Annotated in this window: 13 protein-coding genes and 1 tRNA gene; 6 read left to right on the plus strand and 8 right to left on the minus strand. The window is 47.7% G+C overall.

What is annotated here, in order from left to right:
* The first annotated feature begins 47 nt into the window (after positions 1 to 47).
* The 3 genes from lptF to ACUTQW_RS13280 all read left to right on the plus strand — a co-directional run bounded on the left by lptF (position 48) and on the right by ACUTQW_RS13280 (position 2546).
* The gene (gene lptF, locus ACUTQW_RS13270; RefSeq protein ID WP_020438361.1) at positions 48 to 1142 is read left to right on the plus strand and encodes an LPS export ABC transporter permease LptF; all 1095 of its coding nucleotides are present in this window, start codon (positions 48 to 50) and stop codon (positions 1140 to 1142) included.
* The gene (gene lptG / locus ACUTQW_RS13275; protein ID WP_020438362.1) at positions 1142 to 2212 is read left to right on the plus strand and encodes an LPS export ABC transporter permease LptG; all 1071 of its coding nucleotides are present in this window, start codon (positions 1142 to 1144) and stop codon (positions 2210 to 2212) included. The genes lptF and lptG overlap by 1 nt, the downstream gene beginning before the upstream one ends.
* Positions 2213 to 2461: 249 nt before the next feature.
* Positions 2462 to 2546, plus strand: a tRNA-Leu gene (locus ACUTQW_RS13280).
* A gap of 416 nt (positions 2547 to 2962) precedes the next feature.
* Here the strand turns inward: ACUTQW_RS13280 and ACUTQW_RS13285 are convergent.
* Entirely contained in the window at positions 2963 to 9289 is a 6327-nt protein-coding gene (locus ACUTQW_RS13285) for a DEAD/DEAH box helicase (RefSeq protein WP_235196031.1), read from the minus strand.
* Positions 9290 to 9301: 12 nt separating this feature from the next.
* The gene (locus tag ACUTQW_RS13290) at positions 9302 to 12604 is read right to left on the minus strand and encodes an STY4851/ECs_5259 family protein (RefSeq protein WP_235196032.1); all 3303 of its coding nucleotides are present in this window, start codon (positions 12602 to 12604) and stop codon (positions 9302 to 9304) included.
* Positions 12605 to 13131: 527 nt separating this feature from the next.
* On the opposite strand from ACUTQW_RS13290, the gene ACUTQW_RS13295 reads away from it, so the two are divergent.
* From ACUTQW_RS13295 to ACUTQW_RS13305, 3 genes are all read left to right on the plus strand, one after another.
* On the plus strand, positions 13132 to 13767 hold the full coding sequence (locus tag ACUTQW_RS13295; RefSeq protein WP_062791058.1) for a carbonic anhydrase: 636 nt from the start codon (positions 13132 to 13134) through the stop codon (positions 13765 to 13767).
* 173 nt (positions 13768 to 13940) lie between these two features.
* Positions 13941 to 14189, plus strand: a complete 249-nt coding sequence (locus tag ACUTQW_RS13300) for a helix-turn-helix domain-containing protein (RefSeq protein ID WP_235196033.1) — start codon at positions 13941 to 13943, stop codon at positions 14187 to 14189.
* A 137-nt stretch (positions 14190 to 14326) separates the two neighbouring features.
* Positions 14327 to 16351, plus strand: a complete 2025-nt coding sequence (locus ACUTQW_RS13305; RefSeq protein ID WP_235196034.1) for an AAA family ATPase — start codon at positions 14327 to 14329, stop codon at positions 16349 to 16351.
* An 86-nt stretch (positions 16352 to 16437) separates the two neighbouring features.
* Here the strand turns inward: ACUTQW_RS13305 and ACUTQW_RS13310 are convergent, their stop codons facing one another.
* From ACUTQW_RS13310 to ascF, 6 genes are all read right to left on the minus strand, one after another.
* Complete coding sequence (locus ACUTQW_RS13310; RefSeq protein ID WP_235196035.1) at positions 16438 to 17652, minus strand: type II restriction endonuclease; 1215 nt, start codon at positions 17650 to 17652, stop codon at positions 16438 to 16440.
* 128 nt (positions 17653 to 17780) lie between these two features.
* Complete coding sequence (locus ACUTQW_RS13315; RefSeq protein WP_081274830.1) at positions 17781 to 18269, minus strand: very short patch repair endonuclease; 489 nt, start codon at positions 18267 to 18269, stop codon at positions 17781 to 17783.
* A gap of 8 nt (positions 18270 to 18277) precedes the next feature.
* Positions 18278 to 19708, minus strand: a complete 1431-nt coding sequence (locus ACUTQW_RS13320) for a DNA cytosine methyltransferase (protein ID WP_064799545.1) — start codon at positions 19706 to 19708, stop codon at positions 18278 to 18280.
* A gap of 176 nt (positions 19709 to 19884) precedes the next feature.
* Entirely contained in the window at positions 19885 to 20211 is a 327-nt protein-coding gene (locus tag ACUTQW_RS13325) for a hypothetical protein (protein ID WP_235196036.1), read from the minus strand.
* Between the two features lie 359 nt (positions 20212 to 20570).
* Positions 20571 to 22001 carry a 6-phospho-beta-glucosidase gene (locus ACUTQW_RS13330; protein WP_013811346.1) on the minus strand — a complete coding sequence of 477 codons (1431 nt, stop codon included), beginning with the start codon at positions 21999 to 22001 and terminating at the stop codon, positions 20571 to 20573.
* 16 nt (positions 22002 to 22017) lie between these two features.
* Positions 22018 to 23463: a PTS cellobiose/arbutin/salicin transporter subunit IIBC gene (ascF, locus tag ACUTQW_RS13335; protein WP_064798633.1), complete on the minus strand. Its 1446-nt coding sequence runs from the start codon at positions 23461 to 23463 to the stop codon at positions 22018 to 22020.
* Positions 23464 to 23635 lie beyond the last annotated feature (172 nt).

Below are 23635 nucleotides of genomic sequence, written 5' to 3' on the forward strand. Positions count from 1 at the left end.
CTATCGATTTTCCTGCAAAAAGACAAGTTTTCACAGGCGTAATAAGCGTGATCATCATAAGATATCTGGTACGGGAAACGCTAAAGAGCCAAATCGCGATCCTTTTCATCCTGCTTCTGATCTTCTTTTGTCAGAACCTGGTCAAGGTGTTAGGCGATGCGGTGGACGGCAATGTCCCGACAAATTTAGTCCTTTCACTGCTTGCATTGGGTGTGCCGAAGATGGCGCAGCTAATCCTGCCATTAAGCCTGTTTCTCGGCTTGTTGATGACGCTTGGGCGGTTGTACACCGACAGCGAAATCACCGTTATGCACGCCTGCGGATTGGGTAAACGCACCCTGATCATCGCCGCGATGGTGCTGGCGCTAATCACCTCCGCCGTGGCGGCGGTAAACGTGTTCTGGGCCGGCCCGGTGGCCTCCCGTTATCAGGACGTGGTGATCAGCGAGGCGAAAGCCAACCCGAGCATCGCCGGCCTGGCGGAAGGGCAGTTCAAACCCTCGCAAGACGGCAACGCCGTGCTGTTTATCGGCAACGTCAAGGGTAGCACCTTCAACGACGTGTTCCTGGCGCAACTGCGGCCGAACGGCAACCAGCGCCCTTCCGTGGTGGTGGCCGAGCGCGGCAAGATCAACCAAATGAAAGACGGCTCGCAGGTGGTGACGCTCGACAAGGGCACCCGCTTTGAGGGCACCGCGTTGCTGCGTGACTTCCGCATTACCGATTTCAACGATTATAAAGCCGTGGTGGGCCACCGTGCGGTCGCTATTGACGGCAACCAGGCCGAGCAGATGTCGATGCAGACGCTATGGCAGTCGGATGACCCGGACGCGCGCGCCGAGTTCCACTGGCGCCTGACGCTGGTGCTTTCCGTGGCCATTATGGCGCTGCTGGTGGTGCCGCTCAGCGTGGTGAACCCACGCCAGGGCCGCGTGCTGAGCATGCTGCCGGCCATCCTGCTGTATTTGATTTTCTTCCTGCTGCAGACCTCGCTGCGCTCTAACGGCGGCAAAGGCAAGCTGGATCCGATGATCTGGCTGTGGGTGGTCAACGCGGCGTACTTCGCGATCGCGCTGGCGCTAAACCTGTGGGATACCGTGCCGATGCGTAAGCTGCGCGCACGCCTGAGAGGAGCGGCCTGATGTTTGGCGTTTTAGACCGTTATATCGGTAAGACGATTTTCAACACCATCATCATGACGCTGTTCATGCTGGTGTCGCTTTCCGGCATCATCAAGTTCGTCGATCAGCTGCGCAAAGTGGGCCAGGGCGACTACTCGGCGCTGAGCGCGGGGATGTTTACCCTGCTGAGCGTGCCGAAGGACATCGAGACGTTCTTCCCGATGGCGGCCCTGCTGGGCGCACTGCTCGGCCTGGGGCAACTGGCGACGCGCAGTGAACTGGTGGTGATGCAGGCTTCCGGTTTTACCCGCATGCAGATCGCCGGCTCGGTGATGAAAACCGCTATCCCGCTGGTGCTGTTGACCATGGCGATTGGCGAGTGGGTGGCGCCGCAGGGCGACCAGATGGCGCGCAACTACCGTGCGCAGCAGATGTACGGCGGCTCACTGCTTTCCACCAAAAACGGCCTATGGGCGAAGGACGGCAACGACTTCATCTACATCGAGCGCGTGGCGGGCGAGAAAGAGCTTTCCGGCGTGAACATCTACCACTTCAACGACCAGCGCAGGCTGGAGACGGTGCGCTACGCCGCCACCGCCAGCTTTGAAGACGGTGTGTGGAAGCTTTCGCAGGTGGATACTTCCGACCTGACCAACGAAAAACAGGTCACCGGCACCCAAACCTTGACCGGCGAATGGAAAACCAACCTGACCCCGGACAAACTGGGCGTGGTGGCGCTGGACCCAACCTCACTCTCCATCAGCGGCCTGCACAACTACGTGAAGTACCTGAAGCAGAGCGGCCAGGAAGCCAACCGCTACCAGCTGAACATGTGGAGCAAGGTGTTCTCGCCGCTCTCTGTGGCGGTGATGATGCTGATGGCGCTGTCGTTCATCTTTGGGCCACTGCGCAGCGTGCCGATGGGCGTGCGTGTGGTGACCGGCATCAGCTTCGGGTTCCTGTTCTACGTGCTGGACCAGATCTTCGGCCCGCTGAGCCTGGTGTACAACATGCCACCGGTGCTGGGCGCGCTGCTGCCGAGCATGCTATTCCTGCTGATCAGCGTGTATATGCTGCTGAAACGCAAGTAGCGGCATTACGGGCAGTTTAAGAAGGCGTAGCCATTGGGTTGCGCCTTTTTTGTTTCTGGGGCCTGGTGGGGGCGGAGCGTGGTTACGGTGGGGTAGACGTTGGCGCGCTGCATACTGCGCCCGCAAAATGGGCACAATGTGACCCCGGCGACGATTTTTTCAGCACTTAACTCATTGAACAACGGATAAGTGTTGCATGCGGATCGCTGAAAGGTATAATTCACCCGTTTTCCGCATACTACTTGCAGTGCCGAAGTGGCGAAATCGGTAGACGCAGTTGATTCAAAATCAACCGTAGAGATACGTGCCGGTTCGAGTCCGGCCTTCGGCACCATTAGTACAGCGCGAACAAGAAGCCACCGAAAGGTGGTTTTTTTGTGCCTGGAATTCAGCCCCGCGAGTTTTCCCTCACTTTTTCACTCAATCTAAGTCAGCCTACATCATCTTACTGATGCGGATACAACTGCGGGTAACGGCGTTGATCCTAGTGAGAACAAGAAAGCCGTTCAGGCCGAGGAGGAGAAAGAGCAATAATTTTTGAAGTGGTAGCCAGAGAGTGGCACGCCTGACCTGTCCTCTGTTGATGATCTTTTCATTGGAAATTGGTTCTGCAACGGGATGTCCTCACATTTCTGATGAAGATGTTACTAATAAAGTGGTGTATTAATCGATTGGAGTCGGGTCAAAAAATCCTCGTGAAAAAAACATAAAGATATTAGCTCCCGACAACGCGCCGGGAGCTATTATCCCTTAAGGTTCTAACACCTCCACTACCACATCCGTTGACCAGTTTTCCTCTCCGTTAATCACTTTCCCTTCCAAACAAGCTTTCGCCATTTTGTGGAGCTGAGAAGTAACATCATCATTGAAGTCAAAGCTGCGCCAGACATATGGGAAGTCGATACGCCAGTAGCCCATTCCCTGATCAAAACGGATCTTCAGAACCTGGCCATTGTCAAAGTTCACCATCAATTTACGATGATGTGGGATATCTCGTGAGTAGTCGAACACCGTTATGTCAGTCGCCTTACCCATTGATGCAGCAAACCACTGGTCAGCAAAATCCTGAAAATCAGCTTCACTCATCCAGTCGTGGGACGGTCGATTCCCTGGGCGATCTTTGTTTTTGAATAAGGTATCAATTGCTACTTCCGCATCTTTGGTCATTAATGTTTTCAGCGGCTTAAGCAAAGCGCTCAGCAGCGCCAGAGCAACCGGGTTTTGCAGATAGCGATCGGTATAGTGAATATGGGTAATTCGGTTTGTCTTCATCAGGTTTTGTGCTTTTTCATGGCCGCCAGAAAGCACATCCCAGAATCGTTGGCCGAACTGTGAAAACAGTCCATTCAACTCTTTATGAATTTGAATGTCTTTCACCAGCTCACTGTAGTTCGTTGTGATTCCCGGTAGTATAAACTCACGCAGCACAGCAGGTTTATAGCAATGGCTACGAACCACCAGTTCTTTATTCTGATGCCAGTGTGGCCCCGGCACCGTGGCTTGCCGGCTGCGTGATACCAGCGTTATGACTCGATCGGCGAAAGCGATCTGCGCCACAATGGGGAATGATACTTCTTGGTCGGCATGGCACAACCGCACGCCAATGGCCGCAAATTGGGCCAGTTCGTGCAATACCTCCGGATCACCAACACCAGCGGGAATGACAAGCTCTACCGCGACATTGTCTTTGACCCGGTAGTTCTGGATTGCGGCGCGGAACTGGCGGGCATACAAATCCCACTCGTTTATCGGCCCGTTAATCCACAACGTGAGTTTATCGGCCCCTTCGTTAATTGCGCGACGGACTGCATCCTCGATGGTACCAGGGCAATACTGCGCATCGGGCAGCGAGAATTTCTCCTCGTCTGGCAAACCAATATAGTGGCTGAAATCATCTCCCAGCCAGGCCAGTGCGGCTTTGCGATCCAGATGGTCATGATCGTGACGCGTCTGCGAATCGAGTAAACAATCGCTACAAGCGGTATCGCAGTGGGTGCACTCTAGCTGTTTGACCATTCCCTGCAGTATCGCTTCGATATGCAATGGTGCACTGGAAGCAAACCCCGCACCGCCGCTTATGATGTCGTAAAGCTGAACTGCCAGTACTGATTCCTCGCTCTCCAACCTGACCGGACGTACCGCATAGCCCAGCTCAGCAGCAGAAATACCCAGTACACCTGCGAGCGCCCGACGCAGCACAACGGCTAGCGTCATCGCCACAATACGCCCTTCTTCCGAACTATCTGGAATATGCTCACCGTCCTGTGGACGACGTAAAATCAGTTCAAATACATCGGTACGAGCTAACGCTCCCAAGGTGACTTTGGTATTTAATGCGGTGGAACCTGGGCAAATAATTCTCTGATTCTGGCTGTCACGGTCGGCTTTTCCTGGACGTGGCGGGTAATGTGCCTCCATTGATTTTGGTACGTCTTTTTCGCTTATCATCGACTCCGCGCGACCGCAGCTCAGGCACAGTGCATAACCACGTCCACCTTCGCCCATACTCTGCTGGAATACATGCCCATTAGCGCCTGAAGCCATAAAGCCCATCTCCGGGTTTGGTAGCGGCAAACGCTCCGCCTTAACAAATACCCATGCCGGAACTACCGGGATAAACTTCATCGTTTCGATGTTGTTCGTTACCGAATCATAAGCATCGGTGACAAAACCAGCGGGCTGTAGCACCTGACGAGTGTTGTCACGAGTAATCCGCTCACCGCAGTCGCTGTTGGTACAGAATAATTCTACAGAGCTACCAATACCTTCTTCATAGCCTAATGTACCGCATTTCTGGCAACGCCAGGCTCGGTCCAACCGTTGGGCTTCATTGGTATCAGCATTGAGATTGTGCCAATGCAGTGATACACCAGCGGAACGGAACACACGTCCGTCCAGAATGATCTCAGCTCCTGGCGCATATTCACGAATGGCAACAGACAGGTTGCGTGAAGGCAGTCCTTTATAACGTGAAACGTTATCTTCACGGTCGTTCTTATTACGGCTTTTATGCGTTTTCTCGCGGATATAGTCTTCCATAGTGAAGTTATCAAAGTTCACAACATCCGTCGGGAAACCATAGCCAGGCAGGAACGTTCGCGCTGCTAGGTCGCGCAATAGATATTCATCGCAATGCCGTTTTTTCTCCAGTTCCAGGCGCTTACGATACGGAGTATTTGGCTGTGATTCCTTTTCCTGTTTCATGAGGTCTTGGAAAATCCCCAGCCAACGTTTTTGTAATCCAGTAATCGCATGGAAAGTTTTTTCCCGCAATAATTCCGGCCTTGCACCATGTAGCGCGGTACCTTTTACCAGGCGCTCAAGCGCGTCATCAATTGTCAGGGTGGGGCGTTCAAGCCAAATCTTAAAGCTGTTACATACAGATTGCCCAAACTCCTCGCCAAAGAACCACTCGCTATTCAGATTGGTTTTTTCTTTCTTAGTTTCTCCCACTACATGGCACAAGTATTCTGACAGTAGTAGCGAATTAACGTGGCGTTGTACCAAACGTTCTGAGTTCATTGCCACCATCGGTGCTGGGATCACGGTCTCAAATGGCCAGAGAGGATTGGCGAAAACCTGCTGATCGTGAGGGTTCCCTTTACACAGCGTGTAGGAGATGGCGCGGGATTCTTTACTACGTCCGGCTCGCCCTGCACGCTGTAAATAGTTTGCAGGATGAGGAGGGACGTTATTCATCACTACTGCGGAAATGCCGCCAATATCCACACCCATTTCCATGGTGGTGGAACAGTTAAGGACGTTAAGCTGACCGTTTTTAAACATCTTTTCGTAACTTTGCAGGCGATCAGCTGATTGCTGTGCTGAATGCTCAGCAGTACGGTAGTAAAAGCCTCCCTCCACCACGCGGTCGTTAATATCCGTCCAGACGTTTTGCGAGCGTAAATGAGCCACAAGTGGATCTTGCGATACCCATTCCCGGACTTGTGCCAATCCTTCGACATAATCCAACTGCGAATGATCGTGTTTCCAGATTTCAGGTAGCATGACCTCTTGGGCCATATAGGTACTAAATTGTATATTTGTCAGGCGTTCCAACTGGATATGTCTGGGTAGGTACGGAGTGAGTCCTTTGAAAGTGGTATCCAACAATTTATTGGTAACAGGGCAAATACTCGCCTTTTGAACCAGAGAGAATGTCAGATGTTCTTTCGGCAAGTAAAAACGGTTACCGTCAGGTTTTAACACAGCCAGAGGGCCGGTTAATTGGAGCCAAGCCTCTTTCAACCATGCGTTAACTATATCGATGGTAACCGTGTTTACGGTGCTGAATTTTGCTCCGAGTATTAGTAGCTTAACTAGGCGATGGGAGACATTGCCATGCCGAATTTGTGGCCAACGTTTGACCTGGTTATCGTCAGGGTCTTTTGATTCAGGGTTGCGTACAAATTTCGAAGAGAAACGGCTGCCAATCCAGTTCTTCAGTTCTAAATCCAGTTGGATGAAGTTGCTTTCTCTGACATAAAAATCCAGTGTGACTTTCAGAAAATCACGCCAGTCATCCAGAGTTAGATCTTGTTCCTGCCAGTGGATAGGGGTTTTATGTACCTTCTCCAACCCTTGATAACCAACCTGCACCAGCCCTTGCGTTTCAAGGCTATTGGTTCGCTTCGGTCGACGCATAAATTCACGGAATAAAAGCATGTCTGAAAGCTTCAGAGGTCCGCTGTTTTCAGTGAAAATCTCAGGTTTAAGATAGTGGTTGTACTGCAGAATCGAGCCTTGAATATCTGCCTTATCTTTAAGCTCATTGACCATTACCTGCCAGGACAGCGAAGTGAAAACAGTATTAACTATTCCGCCTGTTGCTTTTTGTATGGCCTGTTCAATACGTTCCGCTTTTTCTTCAGAGAGAATTGCCTCTTCCGGCATACCCCAGTCACGCAGGTTTTTTGCTTCGTCTCTGGCCAGTGTCGCCATCTCTTCCAGTTTCGTTACATCAGCCTGAGCATTAGGAGTATTTACAGCCTGTTTTCTCTGGTGCCAGGCAAGTATGTCAACCACACTTCCACGTAAACGACTACGTTCAGCTTCTTGCTGCATCCTTACTGCCATCCGTGCCGTTCCCTGGCGGCTATCGGTAAAGGTAATCAGCCGTCGTCCTCGCCCCGGCAATGATAGTGGACCTACACCCTCTTTACCTTCATCGTTGGCGAAATCCTGGCAGTATTCTAACATCGTGGGCACAATATTCGTGACATAAAAAGGTCCTCCCAGCAAAGCGCGTCTAAAGGGGGACTGACCTTTCCCGCCTTTATAGCCACAATCGCTTGCACTGCAAATTTGTTCACTTTCGTTGATTGCCAGAGTAATACTGTCTTCACGAACAACACCAATACTGCGAGTAATACGATCGAGCCGCTGGATTAAATATCCAGCCTCAGTATTACATTCTGGTGCAATGATTTGCGGAGCCTGGAATATATGTTCTTTTTGAACTTTCTCTCCCGAAGTTTCAAAATCATCTGGGACGTCATCATGAAGCGAGAATTCATCCCCGCCTTTATTGTCCCATTGTACAAGCTTACCTTTTTTATCCTTCGCCAACAGGTGCGGTTCGTTGCATTCATTACAGAACGCAAGCTCAAAAACAGGGCTGCCACACTGGCAATTTTGTCGCTGATTCACATACACATAGCCAAAGGGCCAATTCTTTTCCAGCGCCGTGTTGTGCTTCGCTGAACAATGTTTATCTGCACAGGCCCATATCCCTTGGGTATTACGCTGAAAAATATGCGCTCTTACTTTGAGAAACGCAGGATCTTGTGCGTTGGGACTTGTACCCGTGCAGAGATCGATCCAGCGTAAAATTTCTTGTTGCGTGTAATGATTATTGGTCAGCTCGTTTAAGCGTTTCGTCATTACATCAAGTTTTATGGGGCGAGGTTGGCTAACCAGCATCTCGCGTAGATAGCGTGCTTCCGGGGAATGTGTTAACGCACTATAACGCTCAAGGCTAATTCCTTCGTTATCGGAATCGAAGTCTGGTATATGCTCAAGCTCATCAAGTGTGACGGGATAATTTTTGCATGCCTCAAGTTCTGGAATAACGCGATTGCCCCCCAAAACATCAATACGTTCCTGTGGTACTCCTGACAGTTCTGATAAGAATTTTTTTAGCTGTTTTTCTGCATCATTTCCTGCGATGGTGGCTGACGTTGCAACAAAACGAACATCATCAGGCGTGACACCAAACGCAGTCATTACGCGACGAAGTTGTAGGGCAAGCTCGGCTGCTTGAGACCCGACATAGGTATGCGCTTCATCCAGAACTATCCAGCGTAATGATTTTTGTGCTTTCGATTGCTGAATTATTGGAGCATCAACCTGACGAACCATCATGTATTCCAGCATGGTACCGTTCGTCACCAGTATTGGTGCTGGCTCTTCGCGCATTTTCTCACGTGATAAAACTTCATTAGGCCTGTTTGCCTGTTCGCTTTTTACCGAGGAATGTAGTTCTTCTGTATTGCCGTTATACAGGCAATAGCGAACCCCAGTTCCAAATCCATGTGTCCAGGCATCCAGACGCTCACGCTGAGAATTAATCAGAGCATTCAATGGATAGAGAAATAGTGCTCTCACTCCCACCAGTGGTTTATTGCCGCAATCGCGTAACTCACGATAAAGATCCTCGAGTACAGGCACCATAAAGCATTCCGTTTTACCGGAGCCTGTCCCACTGGTAACAACAACCGAATGCTTTTTCTCAAGTAATGATTCCCAGCTAGCCAACTGGTGGGTAAATGGTTTCCAGTTAGCACCAAAACGATAGCGGCCATTTTTTTCACTATCCAGAGAATCAACGACTTCTTTGCTCAACAATGTTTTTTCAGTTGCCAGCATTTTCATGGTGTAGTTTGATTCTTCCCAGCCAAATGTCTGTTCAAATACTGGAGACGCAAGGAAAGAACCTGCTTTGCCACAATCTGCCCCCATCTGCTGGGCTAGATGCTTCCGGAGCTGAGGATTCGTAACGCCCATGATGCTAAGCGTTGCTTCCGTTGAGCGAGAGAGTGATTGTTCAATGAGTGAAGAAAAATAGCGTGTAATCATTATTGTCCCTTTTTATTTTTCGGTAACATTACGCAATAAGCTGTACTGGAAAATGGAGTTAAACCAACGCGAGTCAAAATCTCTGACTTGTCTTAAGAAAAATAAGGTGCCTGGCTCATGGCCAAAAACACTTTCAAATGTTGTTTTTCCGCTAGCAACAGCGGCAGCAAATACAGGTAGCCAGATAACGGAGTAGCGGTATTCTGTGTCAGGAGAAATATCAATCACAGAGTCTTTTTGTGACATGATCCAGTGACAAAGCTGAACTCCGCCATATTCAGGCCAGCGTGATTCACTATGCTCACGCAGAAGATCCTGATACCACTCTTGAATAATATCTCTCATCGTCGGATGAGGTATTGGACGTGGTTGTATACCTAAACTTAACCACTTCTGAACTTCATTGGCATAGGTCGGAAAAATAGTCCCCAATTGCTGATGCATTTTGTTAAGCAATCTTTTCTGCATTTCTTCTGGCGCACCTTTATGGGCCAAGAAGGCCCGAAATCTATCCGCTGCGTCTTTAATCTCAAGAATGGGTAAAAACTCCCAGAAAATAGGAAACTCATTTTCAATGCGGCTGAGATATTCAACCGACATTTCAAATTTAAACAATGACATTGCCAACGCTTGCGGATGTTGAACAAGTGCTCGCCATACTTCGAAAGTGGCCAGAGGTAAATATCCGTATTGCTCGTACAAGCTTCGCAAGAACTGCCAGCCTGAATGCGAGGGGCTACTTGCCATTTGATCGAGAACCAAGGTGATTGTATGCACGTCTGACCGAGGGTTAAAAAGCTGTGTCGCTTTTTGCATCGATTGGATGGCGTGAACTTCAGTTTGTAATGGTGGTTCGCCGCGAATAAAACATGGCCGAAAAGCGGCTTCTTCACCTTTTCCAGGAACTACCAGCCAGGGGCCATTCTTCTGTATTACAGAGCTCAGCTCAAATTCACCAACTGGTACACCTTCGCTCATCCGCGAAGTGATAGAAACAGGTTTTCTTTCAGGTTCGCTTAGCAGCATGATGACTGGCGAAGGAATCTGCCCGGAGCGAGTATTCACTGAGCTGCTAAAAAGAACCTGCCTTTCATAGTCGTAGTTAAGACTGTATTTGTATCGTCGAATTTGCCAGGCAAGTACGCTCCCAGCGCCATCTATACGCATTTCCACAATCTGGTCAATGCCGGTCTCCAGAGAGAGCAAGTTCTCAATATGTTCTCTTAGACTATACAAATTGAGTTCAACTGGACGTTCGCCTGCGGTATAACGCCATTCATACCACGCCTGCAGTCTCGCTCTGGACATTAGGCGCAGTTCAAGGCGGAATCTGGCTGGCTCGCCATTTTTTCCAAAGAGAAATGCTCTGGTCCCCAACAGATCATTAATTGTTATATTCTTGCGTAGGTGTTGGCCATTAAAATCAAGTACCAAACAACCCTTTGTTGGGAAAGGCAGAATAATATCGATGGGATTACCAGCAAGATTAGGGGTTACCTGCAATACAACGGAAGTAGGTGGCACTCCCTCCGCTTTAATAATTATTTCCGTTTTATTTTCTGATTTGCTACGTCCAACTTCGAGCGTTTTATCCTTTAATCTATATAAACAAGGGTGTTGAGTGGAAATAATTATCACCCCCTCGTTTGCTTGTTCTCTGTTTTTAATTTCTAGCTGAAAATCCGAAGGTAAAATCCCTACTTTTCGGCGTAGTAATGTTTCATTATCTTCATTTCGAATCGAAATGTAATGTGCCCCCATTGTTTCATGTAAATCACATTTATCAATACTTTTTCCGCTTAGGAAACGTTCGTATTCAATTCTTTGTGCTGTGGCAAACTTGTGAATGACTCTGGGTATTCCAACAAATGTTTCATAGGGGCTGCATAACCAAGCTAACTGATTTCCCTGTAAAGCTAAATCAGGATATTTTACCTGCTCACGACCTGTTCGAATTCGATACGTTTCGTTACCTTCAAAAATGACGTCCTGTCGCCCTTTTATAGACAAAACAGGGTGTTCAAACGCCCGAGTATCAGAAGAACAATCTTCATGCTTCGAAGCCAGACGGCCTTCTGTAGGAAGAATGATGAGTACATCACTGCTATGCACGCTACAGGAAGCCTGACCTTGTAATAACCAGCGATCCTCGTCACGCACAAACGTCAAAGGAACATCTCCAACTGCAATTTCTCCTCTATCTAGTTTGATAGAACCGACAATGATGCCACCCGCTCGAGCGACCAACGATAGGCTTGCAGTTGTTTGTTGTCTTACAAATCTCACTTCACTTTTACGGAGCCTGACTATCGCCTGCGTTTTATCAAGCCTGGCATACGCAGGCCCCAGACTGGCTACTTCTTCACCATCTTCATAAACAGCAAGTTCAAAACGAGTCGTTGATGGCTCACTGGAAATAGCAAACGTTAATTCATTCGGAAGGAAAATGTGTGCTTGAATCTCATCAGGATGTTGTTCTGACCAATAGAAATTACAGCCAGTTGTTTTACTTTTTTTTTGTAATCGAGGTTTAGTTTCAACAGTGGCTGTGCGCAAAAGGCCATTAAGGAAACTGGTGCCAGTTTCATCATCTAAGGGCATTGGGAAACTATCCCGCCATTTAGGATGAACACGGTCAAGTTCTTTGACGGGTTCTGAATGATTACTGAGGTCGTAAGTCTGAACAAGTGAAATAAGCTGATCAGCCATACGACCAATCAGCTCAACTGAGGTGTCTTCCTTAAACACAGTTGGAAGCAGCGACTTATCGACAACCGCTTGTACTAAAGCTAAAGCTGAATAACCTAATGATAGAGATTGGTCGTATTGATTAAGAATTCTAGAAAAAACAGAGTGGAAACGGCTATCCGATTCTTTCAACAGCTTGAATGGCAGGCCGCCTTCACTGAACAAAGATCCTAAAAAGTTGCGTCGTTCTGAGTCGTAAAAGCGAACAGGGCGTCTCCAGTAATCTTCAAGACCTTTCGGTACAATAAGACTCAGTTCCGGGGCGGATAGAGATATACCCAGAGCTTTATAGATCGCTTCCCAACTCCAGCCATGAATTCGCTCATAATCCCTTCGGTACCATTCTGCGCTAAATAACGTAAAACACGCTGCGTAACCCTTATCGTATTTAAGTCCTTCAGCCTGCCCTACATCGCGGAGTAACCGTTTTAGTTCTTCATACTCATCACTGGTTGCATGGTACTCAAATAACGGTCGGCTATCTGTAATCTTCAATCCACGGTGGGTTAGAAATTTAGTTAGCCAAGAAGTACACTTATTTAGATAAATGTATTCTGTTCGACTCACAACAAACCTCTCATTAATTAGAATTTTGTTAAAAGTTTACAATCGCAACTATATGTAATGTATGATAAAAAATTCATAATACATTAACACAACACGTAAATGGTGCGATCGAATAAATCAGATTTTTGCTCATTATCAAGGATAGATCACCATGTCCGTGGTGAAAGGTTGTTTTTGGCGAGATTATCTAGCTGATTATGATTTCACTAGCTTGAAAGTCTTGGTGGGGCGATAGGGGAAAGTTTCTACAAGTAGGGCACATCACTGCCCACATCATCCGGCCTTCGGCACCATTAGTACCGCGCGAACAAGAAGCCACCGAAAGGTGGTTTTTTTGTGCCTGGGATTCTGCCCCACGAGTTTTCCTCATCTTACCCAGACTTATCTTCATCAACGGATTGCTGAACTTCTTAACTTGGTTGGCTAGCCCCCAGGCCCTTGAAATGCCCCTTTTTCCTACGAGGTACTGGACTAACGGGAAGTGATGCTTATCATGTTATCGAGACTACAGATCCAGAGAGCGTGTTATGCAACATATCATTGAAGGTTTCCTCAGCTTCCAGAAAGAGATTTTCCCTCAGCGTCAGGAGCTCTTCCGCAGCCTTGCCTCCAGCCAGAACCCTAAAGCGCTTTTTATTTCGTGTTCTGACAGCCGCCTGGTGCCCGAGCTTGTGACTCAGCAAGAGCCGGGGCAGCTTTTCGTTATCCGTAACGCAGGCAACATCGTTCCTTCCTTTGGCCCGGAGCCGGGAGGGGTGTCGGCGACCATCGAATACGCGGTTGTGGCACTGGGCGTTACGGATATCGTGATTTGCGGCCACTCGAACTGCGGCGCCATGAAGGCTATAGCTTCTTGCCAGTGCCTTGACCCGATGCCTGCTGTTGCCCACTGGCTGCACTATGCGGACGCGGCAAAAGCGGTGGTAGAGAAGAAAACGTGGGATAGCGAAACCGACAAAGTTAACGCTATGGTTGAAGAGAACGTTATAGCCCAGCTAAATAATATTAAGACTCACCCGTCCGTTGCCGTGGGTCTGCGCAACAACGGCTTGCGCTTGCACGGCTGGGTGTACGACATCGAAAGTGGCGAGATCCGCACGCTGGATAAAAATACGAAGAATTTCGTTTCGCTGGCGGATAACCCCGACGTTTGCTTCGAATAACGTGATGCCTGGCCTTGGCGATGAAATTGAATCCACGCTCCGGCGTGGATTTTTTATGGGTAGGTCTAAAGAGCCGCTTAACCAGAGTAGGTTAATTTATCCCCTATGGAGGATAATATTTGCTTTATCCGTTATAGGGGATAATACTCATTTCATCCGCTTGGGAGGATAAAATGAAAATCACCTCGGCAAAGATGTTGGCGCATGCGCTACGCAATGAACGTAAAAAGCGTAACCAAAGCCAAAGTAAAACTGCTGACAGTATTGGGTTAAAGCAGGCCACGGTTTCCGCGTTTGAAAACAACCCGGAAGGCACACGGCTGGAGACGTTATTCAAACTGCTTGCTGCGCTGGACTTAGAGCTACAAGTGACTCCGCGCGGTAAGCCAGTCGATCCCAAAACCTGGGATCAGGAGTGGTGAGGGGGAGGCGGTTACGTGTGGCTTCAAGTCGTTTGTTTACCTCGAAGGGTAATTGCGTTGAATAATGTTTGTCGCTAATAGACTTTTGATGTTATGTTAAAATAAGTAATATTTCATATATTGATATGGATAGAACAATGATTGAAAGTTTATCTCGTAATGTAGATTTTGCTGCAATTAAATATCTTTCTGCTGTTGATATTAATCCTAAAAGATCGAATCAGCACGAAATAGGGGGGTTGGTTAAGGCTGGTTTCGCTAGGTTTTTACCAGTTCCTCTCAATGGAGAAAAATTGATATTTAATGCAATATTAATTTATATAAATAGTGAAGAGTGTGGCATTGTTTATTGTGAAGATAAACTAACATGGTATAACTCTCGTCATAATCAAAGAAACAGGTTGCCTGAGTATCGGATGTATTATAAGGGAAACGTTGTTTCTTCAAAAATGAAGGAAAATGACTTATTCCTTATTGGAAAAGCTAAGAGTGGTGAGTTTTTTATTATAATAGCACCTTCTGGAACTGACGATGAACTCTATCTTAGAAATATTTTTGGGTTCGGTAAGTCAGTTGAGAGTAAAATTGGTGCTAAAATAGGAAGGAATACCAAGACTAATGCAATAAAGACAATCAATAATGAACAAAAAGTAAAAACAACAAATCAGTCAATTGATAATATCTACTTTAGAAACCTTAAGTGTTTGCAAGAAGTTAATATTAGCTTTACGCCAAAGAATGTTACCGCAATTTTTGGACCCAATGGTAGCGGAAAATCAACAATATTACATGCTTTGGCTAGTTTATTCCAACCTGAAGATAATGGCGAAAACTATCGTTTTTCAGACTTTTTCCCTCGTAACCCTGATGCTGAGTGGAATGGGAGTTATCTTGAAGCTACTCATTCTTATAGAAAAGGTAAAGAACAGTTCGAAAACGAATCGGATAGTTATGGGAAGGCCGAACAAAAAGGTTCTCGTTGGACAAAGATTTATGCTAGGAGGCCATATAGAGAAGTATACTATGTGGGAATTGGACAGTGTGTTCCTATGATCGAGTCAGAAAAAAATAATAATAGTGTTAACTACATCACAACAAATTTAAAAGGAGAACATGAGAATATATTGTTACGCAAGGCTTCAGATATTTTAAATAGAAAGTACAGCTCATTTAATAAGCATGAATTGCAAAGTGGTAAGACTTGTATTGGTGTTGAAACGGACGAGGTAAAATATTCCGCCCTTAGTATGAGTGCAGGAGAGCAAAAAGTATTTTTTATACTTGATAAGGTTTTTTCAGCAGGAAAAAATGCACTAATATTAATAGATGAAATTGATTTGTTATTGCACGATAAAGCCTTAAAAAGGTTAATAGAGGTAATTGTTGAACGAGCCAATGAAAAAAGTATACAAGTAGTATTTACTACTCACCGAGAAAGTCTTTTGGAGCTATCTGGTTTAATTAACGTTCGTCATGTTGTAAATTTAAAAGAAAAAACATTATGTTTTAATGAAACTAAACCTGATGCTGTTAATCGATTGACAGGAAAATCAAATAAAAGCATAGAGATATTTGTCGAGGATTCTTTTTCAGCATTTATTATTCAGTACTTATGCTCGAAAATGAAAGCTATGAGACATGTTTCCATTAGCATTTATGGCGCTGCTAGCAATGCTTTTACTATAATTTCTGGATTGTTATTGAAGAATGATGATTGTGAGAATGTTATGGTGGTGATTGATGGTGACGAATATAAATCGGACAGTAGCAAAAGGGATGCTATAAATAGAGTGCTTACAGGGACTGATGAAAGGGTAAGAGGGTTGAGGGATGTGGCGATTAATAAAATAAAACAATTCAATCTGCCAGGTGAATCAAGACCAGAAAATTTCATCCATAGTTTATTATGCGACCTTAACGAAAATGAAGTTAGTGACGATGAAAAAGAAATAGTATTTATAGCCAAACAAACAGAATTTGTTGGAGATCAACATAGATATATAATTAACATTATTGATCATCTAGGCATCGACTATTCCTCTGGATATTATAAAGTCATTTCTTTAGCGGCCCGGCATAGATTATGGCAAGGTTATGTGAGTGATGTAGAAAAATGGATAAAGAAAAAAGTAGATGCTATCGTCGAGAATCATGATTTTTAGTGCTTTATCAATCTTGCCACGGCACATATATTTTAATATGTGCCGTAATATATTCTCGGATTTTTATAAATTAAATTCATCAGTTGTTAAGATAATAAATTCTTTGTTTCTATTATGAAATCTGATAATGACATTAGCTCGTTTCTTATTTTTTCAGGATATTTGGTGTGGAGTGGCTTGGGAACAATCAGTGTTACTCCTGCATCTTTCATCTCTTGGAACTGATTGACTGAGACACCTTCTTGGAGGGTGAATAAGTGTATTCTATCAATACGGTCAGCTTCGTTAAGTGCCTGTCTCCAGCGATCTTTGCATGTTGTTTTAACTGCAAGCATTCTTAATTTCTCTGCAGGATATGCTAAGTTGTTATAATCAGCTCCTGAAGGAAAAAGAAAATCAGGCTTCTTTTTTCCCTCAGTTATACTTTGCGTTGTGAATTTTACTAAACCGTTTGCCAAAAAAATACTCTCGAGATGCATTTCAAGAGATTTTCCTGAGCGAGATTTACGACGATTGCTTACTGAGTTTGCAAGTTCAATGAATTCCTCAACGGAATCAAATCCTTCTTTAACTTTATCAAGAACATGAATTTCTTCTATTTGACGAAATAGATCATATTCTTTTTCTCTTCTTTCGAGCAGCAGTTTATCCGGAGATTCATCCTTAAAGTTAAAAATTTTAGGCAAGTACTCTATGATTTCGCTCCCGCTGGGGAAGGTTACCTTCCACTGTTCAGGGATAGCATAGTCCCGAGACTTCCAGTTTGTATCATCTATAGCGAAACCACCAAGGAGTTGCGTTGATAAACCTGATAGTGAAGTGCCTGGAAGAACTTCACCAATAATGGTTTCAACTAAATCTTCTTCGTCGATGGAATTGCATACCCACACTTCAACAAGGTCACAGTCCTTTAACTTGTCAGGCACCGAAAAAGAGAATATAGCTAACGCACCTGTATTTTTTTGGTTTTGAAGTGGACTTTTTTTCCCACCCCAGCACGTAATACGAGTTTCATTCCGGCCTTTAGGGTTACGAGTTCTAGGTTTACTATTATAATAAACGGCCCTAACTTGAGTGTCGCTAACATTATGAGAGAGCGTTTTCGCGATAAGCTCTACTGAGGGATTTTCTTCATCTATTCTGTTAATCGAAGGAAATAAAAAGTTAGCTGCATTCTTAGGCAAATACACACCTGACTGATGGCCGCCTGTCGCACCTGTATCGTTTGCAGAAAGTCGTTTGATATGTATATACCAATCACCTGATGATTTTTCGTTTAGCCAATTTTGAAAGTCAGACACTTAGATACCTCTCATCGTTACATCAATCATTATCATGATTTTATTATCCACGTTGTAGGATTGATGTCGATGATGGAACGTGAGATTTTTGACTGTGGAGTGCGTTTCTAGGCAGGTTCTATGCAGGTCTAAATGCTGAAGGACTGACTATTTAAATGATGAATACCTTTAGAATCAATAACAGCATGTGAGTCGCTTGCACATAACCATTCTTCAATCCTTTCTGATAATGCATTAGTTGAAAGTTTTAGTCGGCCTTTCAGAGAGCACTCCCAGATGATCAGCTCGCGCCAGCCTTGTTCTGTTAAGAGTCTGGTGACGTCATTATCTCGCCTGACATTTGAATCGATCTTTTTCAACCAAAACTCGGTTCTTGTTGCGGGAACTTTGAACAAGTAACAATCATGATGATGCCAGAAGCAACCATGAACGAAAATTGTGGCTTTATAGTCATCAATAACGAAGTCAGGTTTTCCCGGTAAATCAGTTGCTTGAGTGCGATAATTTATCCCGGCTTCGTCCAGAATCCGGGATAACAATTTCTCTATGGCTGTATTTTGATTACGTATCGCCCTCATGTTCTTGCTTCTGATTGAGGGGGAGTGTACGTCAGCCATAATTTACCTTACGCAGCTTCACTTTTATCTTTTGAAACAGCGGAAGCAATGTAAGGCTCCAGTAGCTTAGCTACGGCTGCAAATGCCGGCACAATTACTGAGTTACCAAACTGACGATATGCCTGAGTATCTGATACTGGGATACGGAATGCTGCGCCAGCGGGTGTCTCGAATCCCATAATTCGGGCACATTCTTTTGGTGTCAAACGACGAGGTCGATTTTCCTGATTCTCGGGGTTTGCAAAATCTTTCTCACCAAGCTCCATGTCCCATCCGCGATCAATCAGGATCTCTGAACCATCTTTGTGGTAACGGGCTGACAGCGTTCTGGCAATGCTTGATTCATTTTTCGGATTCACTAAACCAAAGCCGAAACCATTGCCTTTTGCCTGGTGTTTTTTTGCATAGTTATAAAGATATTTCCATAGATGCTCTGTCAGAATATACTTTGGGGGAACATCCTTGAGTAGTAGTTCACCAAATGATGGCCTTTTCTTCGGGAAGAACTGGCTCAAGTTTTTGAGTGAAAAATCACCATGAATATTCAAATCACGACGGAATCCAACCAGTACAATGCGTTCGCGATGTTGGGGTAAGAAATTTTTCCCATCGATGATTTTAGGATCACTAGCGCCAGTAGCCTGAGCATCAGCAACTTCGTAACCCAATTCATCTAGTGTTTCCATGATAATTTTGAAGGTCTTCCCTTTATCATGGCTCTTAAGGTTTTTGACGTTTTCGAGAAGGAAAATTGCCGGCTTTTTAGCTGCAATAATTCGGGCTACATCAAAGAACAATGTCCCCTGAGTTTCACATTCAAAACCGTGAGCTCTCCCCAGAGAGTTCTTCTTTGATACTCCAGCAAGGGAAAAAGGTTGGCATGGAAAACCTGCTAATAAAACATCATGATCAGGGATTTCTTTATCGATATTTTTATACGCTTCCTGATCGGAAATATCATCATTTTCGCTAAGGGTTATTTCGCGAATATCCGAATTGAACTTGTGATATGCGGGGTCACAGTACCAGTTAGCTTTGTAGGTACGAACGGCTTCTTTGTTCCATTCGCTGGTAAACACGCACTGCCCACCAATCTCTTCGAACCCTTTACGAATACCGCCGATACCTGCAAACAGGTCGATAAAACGAAACTTATAGTTAGGGTGAAACGGCGAGGGTTTTGGTAACATTGATCGCAGGAACACCACTTCTCTTTCTGTCAGAACTTTCTGTGGTGTTTTCCCTTTAAGCCAGCGATTGAGAGACTCTCGAGTCCATTCGCTGCTGCCACTGACTTCACGCAGAAGCTCAGCGATGGCTTTCTGATCGTAAATCCCAACCAGTTTTTCGACGAGTGCCTTATCTTCTTCCTGCTGGACTAACTGTTGTTGTTCTGCTTCGACGCGAATATTTTTTGCACGTTCATGCAACTCTTGCATAATGACTCTTCCAAATGCGGAATGATTTAGTGATAGCCTATCACTCATTATACCCAGATGAAAGATGTCTGGATAAATATCCAGTATAATGCCTGTAAATGAGTGGCCTGGTCCTGATGTAACAGGGCTGGTTGAAAACCTGCCCTGTTGTTGATTGCTAGCATGAAGCCAGAAAGTTACTTCATGACTTCGTGAAATTCCATTTCTCTCAATGCCCGGCCATGCAGGTTACACAGTACAGGAAGCAGATGAGCTGTTGCATTCAGGTAACCGTTTACATGTTCCCAGTTTAGGGCATTGGGCCGAGAATTTTTTTGCAGAAGCTCATTGAACAGTATCAAACCATTGCACAATCCTTCCGCCTGTTCTGCCGACAGTGCAGCCAGATCGAGAAGTTGTGATGACGTTAAGTCATGCAAGTCGATTCGATTAAACAGCTCACGATAAAGAGTGAGGGTGCTTGTGACGGTTTCTAATCCTGTATTGTGGCTGATGTTTTCCATATCGGTCATTTCCATTGGGGAGAAATACCGCTACCAGAAGAGACGCTAAACTCGGGGTGGTAGCTCGAGTGGAGTTAGCGTAACCGGCCCCAACGGATCCCGGCCTTCCCGGAGGAAGCACCACCCGAGCCACCATTGTTTGGGTGCGCATCGGCATGCCCGAATTTATACCATATTCGAGCAGGGTTGGGGGGATTCGGAACGCTAACTCCGGCTGCGGATTGTGCCGCAGCCAGGAGACTATAGCGCTGGCAGAAAGGCGAAAAAATAGCCTGTATGGAATTACAGGGGCTTACTGCAAAGTCTGGAATCCAGCTCGCAACTATCACCCTTGGCGGCTCTTACTGCCGCCAACCCCATTACCCCAAATCCGCCCCATTACTGGCAATCACCTTCTTGTACCACCAGAAGGATTTCTTGCGCGTGCGGGCGAGGGTGCCGTTGCCCTGGTCGTCGCGGTCGACGTAAACAAAGCCGTAGCGCTTGCTCATTTCCCCGGTCGAGGCCGCCACCAGGTCAATGCAGCCCCAGGTGGTGTAGCCGATCACCGGCACGCCGTCGGCGATGGCGTCGGCCATGGCGCGGATGTGCTCCCGCAGGTAGCTGATGCGGTAATCGTCCTCAATCTCGCCGGCGGCATTGAACTCATCGTGTGCGCCCAGACCGTTTTCCACCAGGAACAGCGGCTTTTGGTAGCGGTCGTACATCATGTTCATGGTGATGCGCAAACCCAGCGGGTCGATGCCCCAGCCCCAGTCGCTGCGCGGCACGTGCGGGTTCGGCAGCGATTTCACCACGTTGGCGGCGCTGCTGTTGTTGTCGTTCATATCGGCAGAGGCGCAGCGCGAGGCGTAATAACTGAAGGAGACGAAATCGACCGTGTTCTTCAGGATCTCGGTGTCGCCTTCCTCCATCGCGATGCTCACGCCTTTTTCGCGGAATACCCGGGCAGAGTAAGAGGGGTAAGCGCCACGGGCCTGCACGTCGATAAAGAACAGGTTCTCGCGGTCTTTCTCCAGCGCGGCCCACACGTCTTCCGGCTTGCTGGACCAGGGGTAGAAATTGCCGCCCGCCAGCATGCAGCCCACCTGGTTGGCGGGGTTCACCTCATGCGCGATGCGGGTGGCCAGGGCGCTGGCCACCAGTTCGTGGTGCGCGGCCTGGTATTTTACCTGCTCGGGGTTTTCATCAGCCTCGAACACCAGCCCGGCGCCGGAGAACGGGCTGTGCAGCAGAATGTTGATCTCATTGAAGGTGAGCCAGTATTTCACTAACCCGTCGAAGGCTTCGAAGCAGGTGCGGGCATAGCGGGTGAAAAACTCCACCATCTTGCGGTTGCGCCAGGAGCCGTATTCGGTCACCAGGTGCATCGGCACGTCGAAATGGCACAGGGTGACCAGCGGCTCGATGCCGTATTTGCGGCACTCTTCGAACAGGCTGCGGTAGAAGGCAATGCCCTGCGGGTTAGGCGTCAGTTCGTCGCCGTTCGGGTAAAGCCGGCTCCAGGCGATGGAGGTGCGGAATACGCTAAAGCCCATCTCCGCCATCAGCGCGATGTCGTCGCGGTAGCGATGGTAAAAATCGATCGCGTCGTGGCTCGGGTAAAACTCGTCTTCGCGCAGGGTAAAGCGCTTCTCCAGGCCCAGCTTCACCGGCATGCGGTTGGCGCCATGCGGGATCATGTCGACCGTGGTCAGCCCTTTCCCGCCCTCCAGATAACCCCCTTCAGACTGGTTGGCGGCCAAGGCGCCGCCCCATAAAAACCCTTGCGGGAATGTTGAATCAGACATGCAATCCTCAATTTTCTCAATGGGTCGCGTTAGCGGTATTCGCCGCAGGCGCAGTAGCCGCCGTTGGAGTGGCTTCGCTTTCCGGAATGTCTTCGAACCCCAAAATCAGCGTAAGCACAAACGACAGCACCACGGAAAGCAGCATTACGCCGCCCACCCAGACAATGCTCATCGGGTTCGTCGGGTCAAAAAACTGCACGCTGGTGAACAGGCCGGGCGAGGCCATCGAATGGCTGGCCAGCCCGCCGATACCGGCGACGGCGCCGCAGACAAAGCCGCTGATCAGGCTGGCGATTAACGGGCGTTTAAGCCGCACCGCCACGCCATACAGCGCCGGTTCGGAAATCCCCGCCACGATGGCGGAGGCGGCAGCGGCCAGCGCGGTCTGGCGCAGTTCGCGGTTTTTGGTTTTGAACGCCACGGCCAGCGAAGAGCCGCCGAGCGACAGGTTGGCGCCAATCTCCGAAGGCATCACCATGCCTTCTTTGCCGGTTTCGGCGATGGTCTGAATAATGGTCGGGGTGAACACGCGGTGCATGCCGGTCATCACCAGCAGCGGCCAGATGGCGCCCATAATGGCGACGGAAAGCCAGCCCAAATAGCCGTGCACGGTGTACACCAGAGCCGAAATACCGCTACCGATCCAGATGCCCAGCGGGCCGATAAACACGATCGCGATCGGCGCGGCGATCAGCACAATCAGCATCGGTTTGAGGAAGTTCTTGGTTACCGCCGGGGTGATGCGGTCAACCCATCGTTCGATATACGACAGGATCCAGGTCATCACCAGCGCCGGGATCACCGTATAGGTGTATTTCACCGCCGTCACCGGGATGTAGGCGAACTCCACGGCCTGGCCCTGCGCCGCCTTGGCCATCAGATCGATAAAGTTGGGGTGCAGCAGCACGCCGGCAATGGCGATCGCCAGCGACATGTTGGTTTTGAACTTCAGCGCCGCAGAAGCCGCGACCATCACCGGCAGGAAGAAGAACGCGCCGTCGCCGATCACGTTCAGGATGATCAGGGTCGAGGAGCCTTTTTCGAACACGCCGGCCATATCCAGCATCATCGCCAGCAGTTTCACCATCGAGCCGCCGATAATGGCGGGGATCAACGGCGACATGGTGCCCACCAGCGCATCGAGAATGCCGGCGCCGATGCCTTTCAGGGTGATTTTGCGTTTTGCGGGCGCGGCGGCAGGGGGGTTACCCGGCAGGCCGAGCGCCAGCACCGCCTGGTAGGCTTTCGATACCTCGTTGCCGATGATCACCTGGCACTGTTCGCCGCTGTGCACCACGCCCAGCACGCCATTAATCGCCTTGAGCGCGGGGGTGTCGATCAGCGCCTTGTCTTTGACAACGAATCTCAGGCGGGTCATGCAGTGCGTCACGGCGTCGATGTTGCCGGGGCCGCCCACCGCCTTCACGATTGCCTGCGAGATCTCTGTGTAGTTCTTCGGCATGAAATATCGTCTCTTAAGATAGGAATTCGGATTGCCCAAAGGCGAATTTTTACTGCCTGGGCGATCCGCCGTTCCATCTCAATGAAACGCCCATAAGAAACCGGTTTCACAAAATCATGAATGTGTATTTTGTTGTTGGCAAGAATTATGATTTTTTGGTTTTTCGTTTCGT

This window comes from Serratia sp. TSA_7, from assembly GCF_052692135.1.

What these genes read in the sequence shown, in the direction of transcription:
- lptG (WP_020438362.1), top strand. Translation starts at nt 1,142, where the DNA reads ATGTTTGGCGTTTTAGACCGTTATATCGGTAAGACGATTTTCAACACC.
- ACUTQW_RS13285 (WP_235196031.1), bottom strand. Translation starts at nt 9,289, where the DNA reads ATGATTACACGCTATTTTTCTTCACTCATTGAACAATCACTCTCTCGC.
- ACUTQW_RS13295 (WP_062791058.1), top strand. Translation starts at nt 13,132, where the DNA reads ATGCAACATATCATTGAAGGTTTCCTCAGCTTCCAGAAAGAGATTTTC.
- ACUTQW_RS13300 (WP_235196033.1), top strand. Translation starts at nt 13,941, where the DNA reads ATGAAAATCACCTCGGCAAAGATGTTGGCGCATGCGCTACGCAATGAA.
- ACUTQW_RS13305 (WP_235196034.1), top strand. Translation starts at nt 14,327, where the DNA reads ATGATTGAAAGTTTATCTCGTAATGTAGATTTTGCTGCAATTAAATAT.
- ACUTQW_RS13315 (WP_081274830.1), bottom strand. Translation starts at nt 18,269, where the DNA reads ATGGCTGACGTACACTCCCCCTCAATCAGAAGCAAGAACATGAGGGCG.
- ACUTQW_RS13320 (WP_064799545.1), bottom strand. Translation starts at nt 19,708, where the DNA reads ATGCAAGAGTTGCATGAACGTGCAAAAAATATTCGCGTCGAAGCAGAA.
- ACUTQW_RS13325 (WP_235196036.1), bottom strand. Translation starts at nt 20,211, where the DNA reads ATGGAAAACATCAGCCACAATACAGGATTAGAAACCGTCACAAGCACC.
- ACUTQW_RS13330 (WP_013811346.1), bottom strand. Translation starts at nt 22,001, where the DNA reads ATGTCTGATTCAACATTCCCGCAAGGGTTTTTATGGGGCGGCGCCTTG.
- ascF (WP_064798633.1), bottom strand. Translation starts at nt 23,463, where the DNA reads ATGCCGAAGAACTACACAGAGATCTCGCAGGCAATCGTGAAGGCGGTG.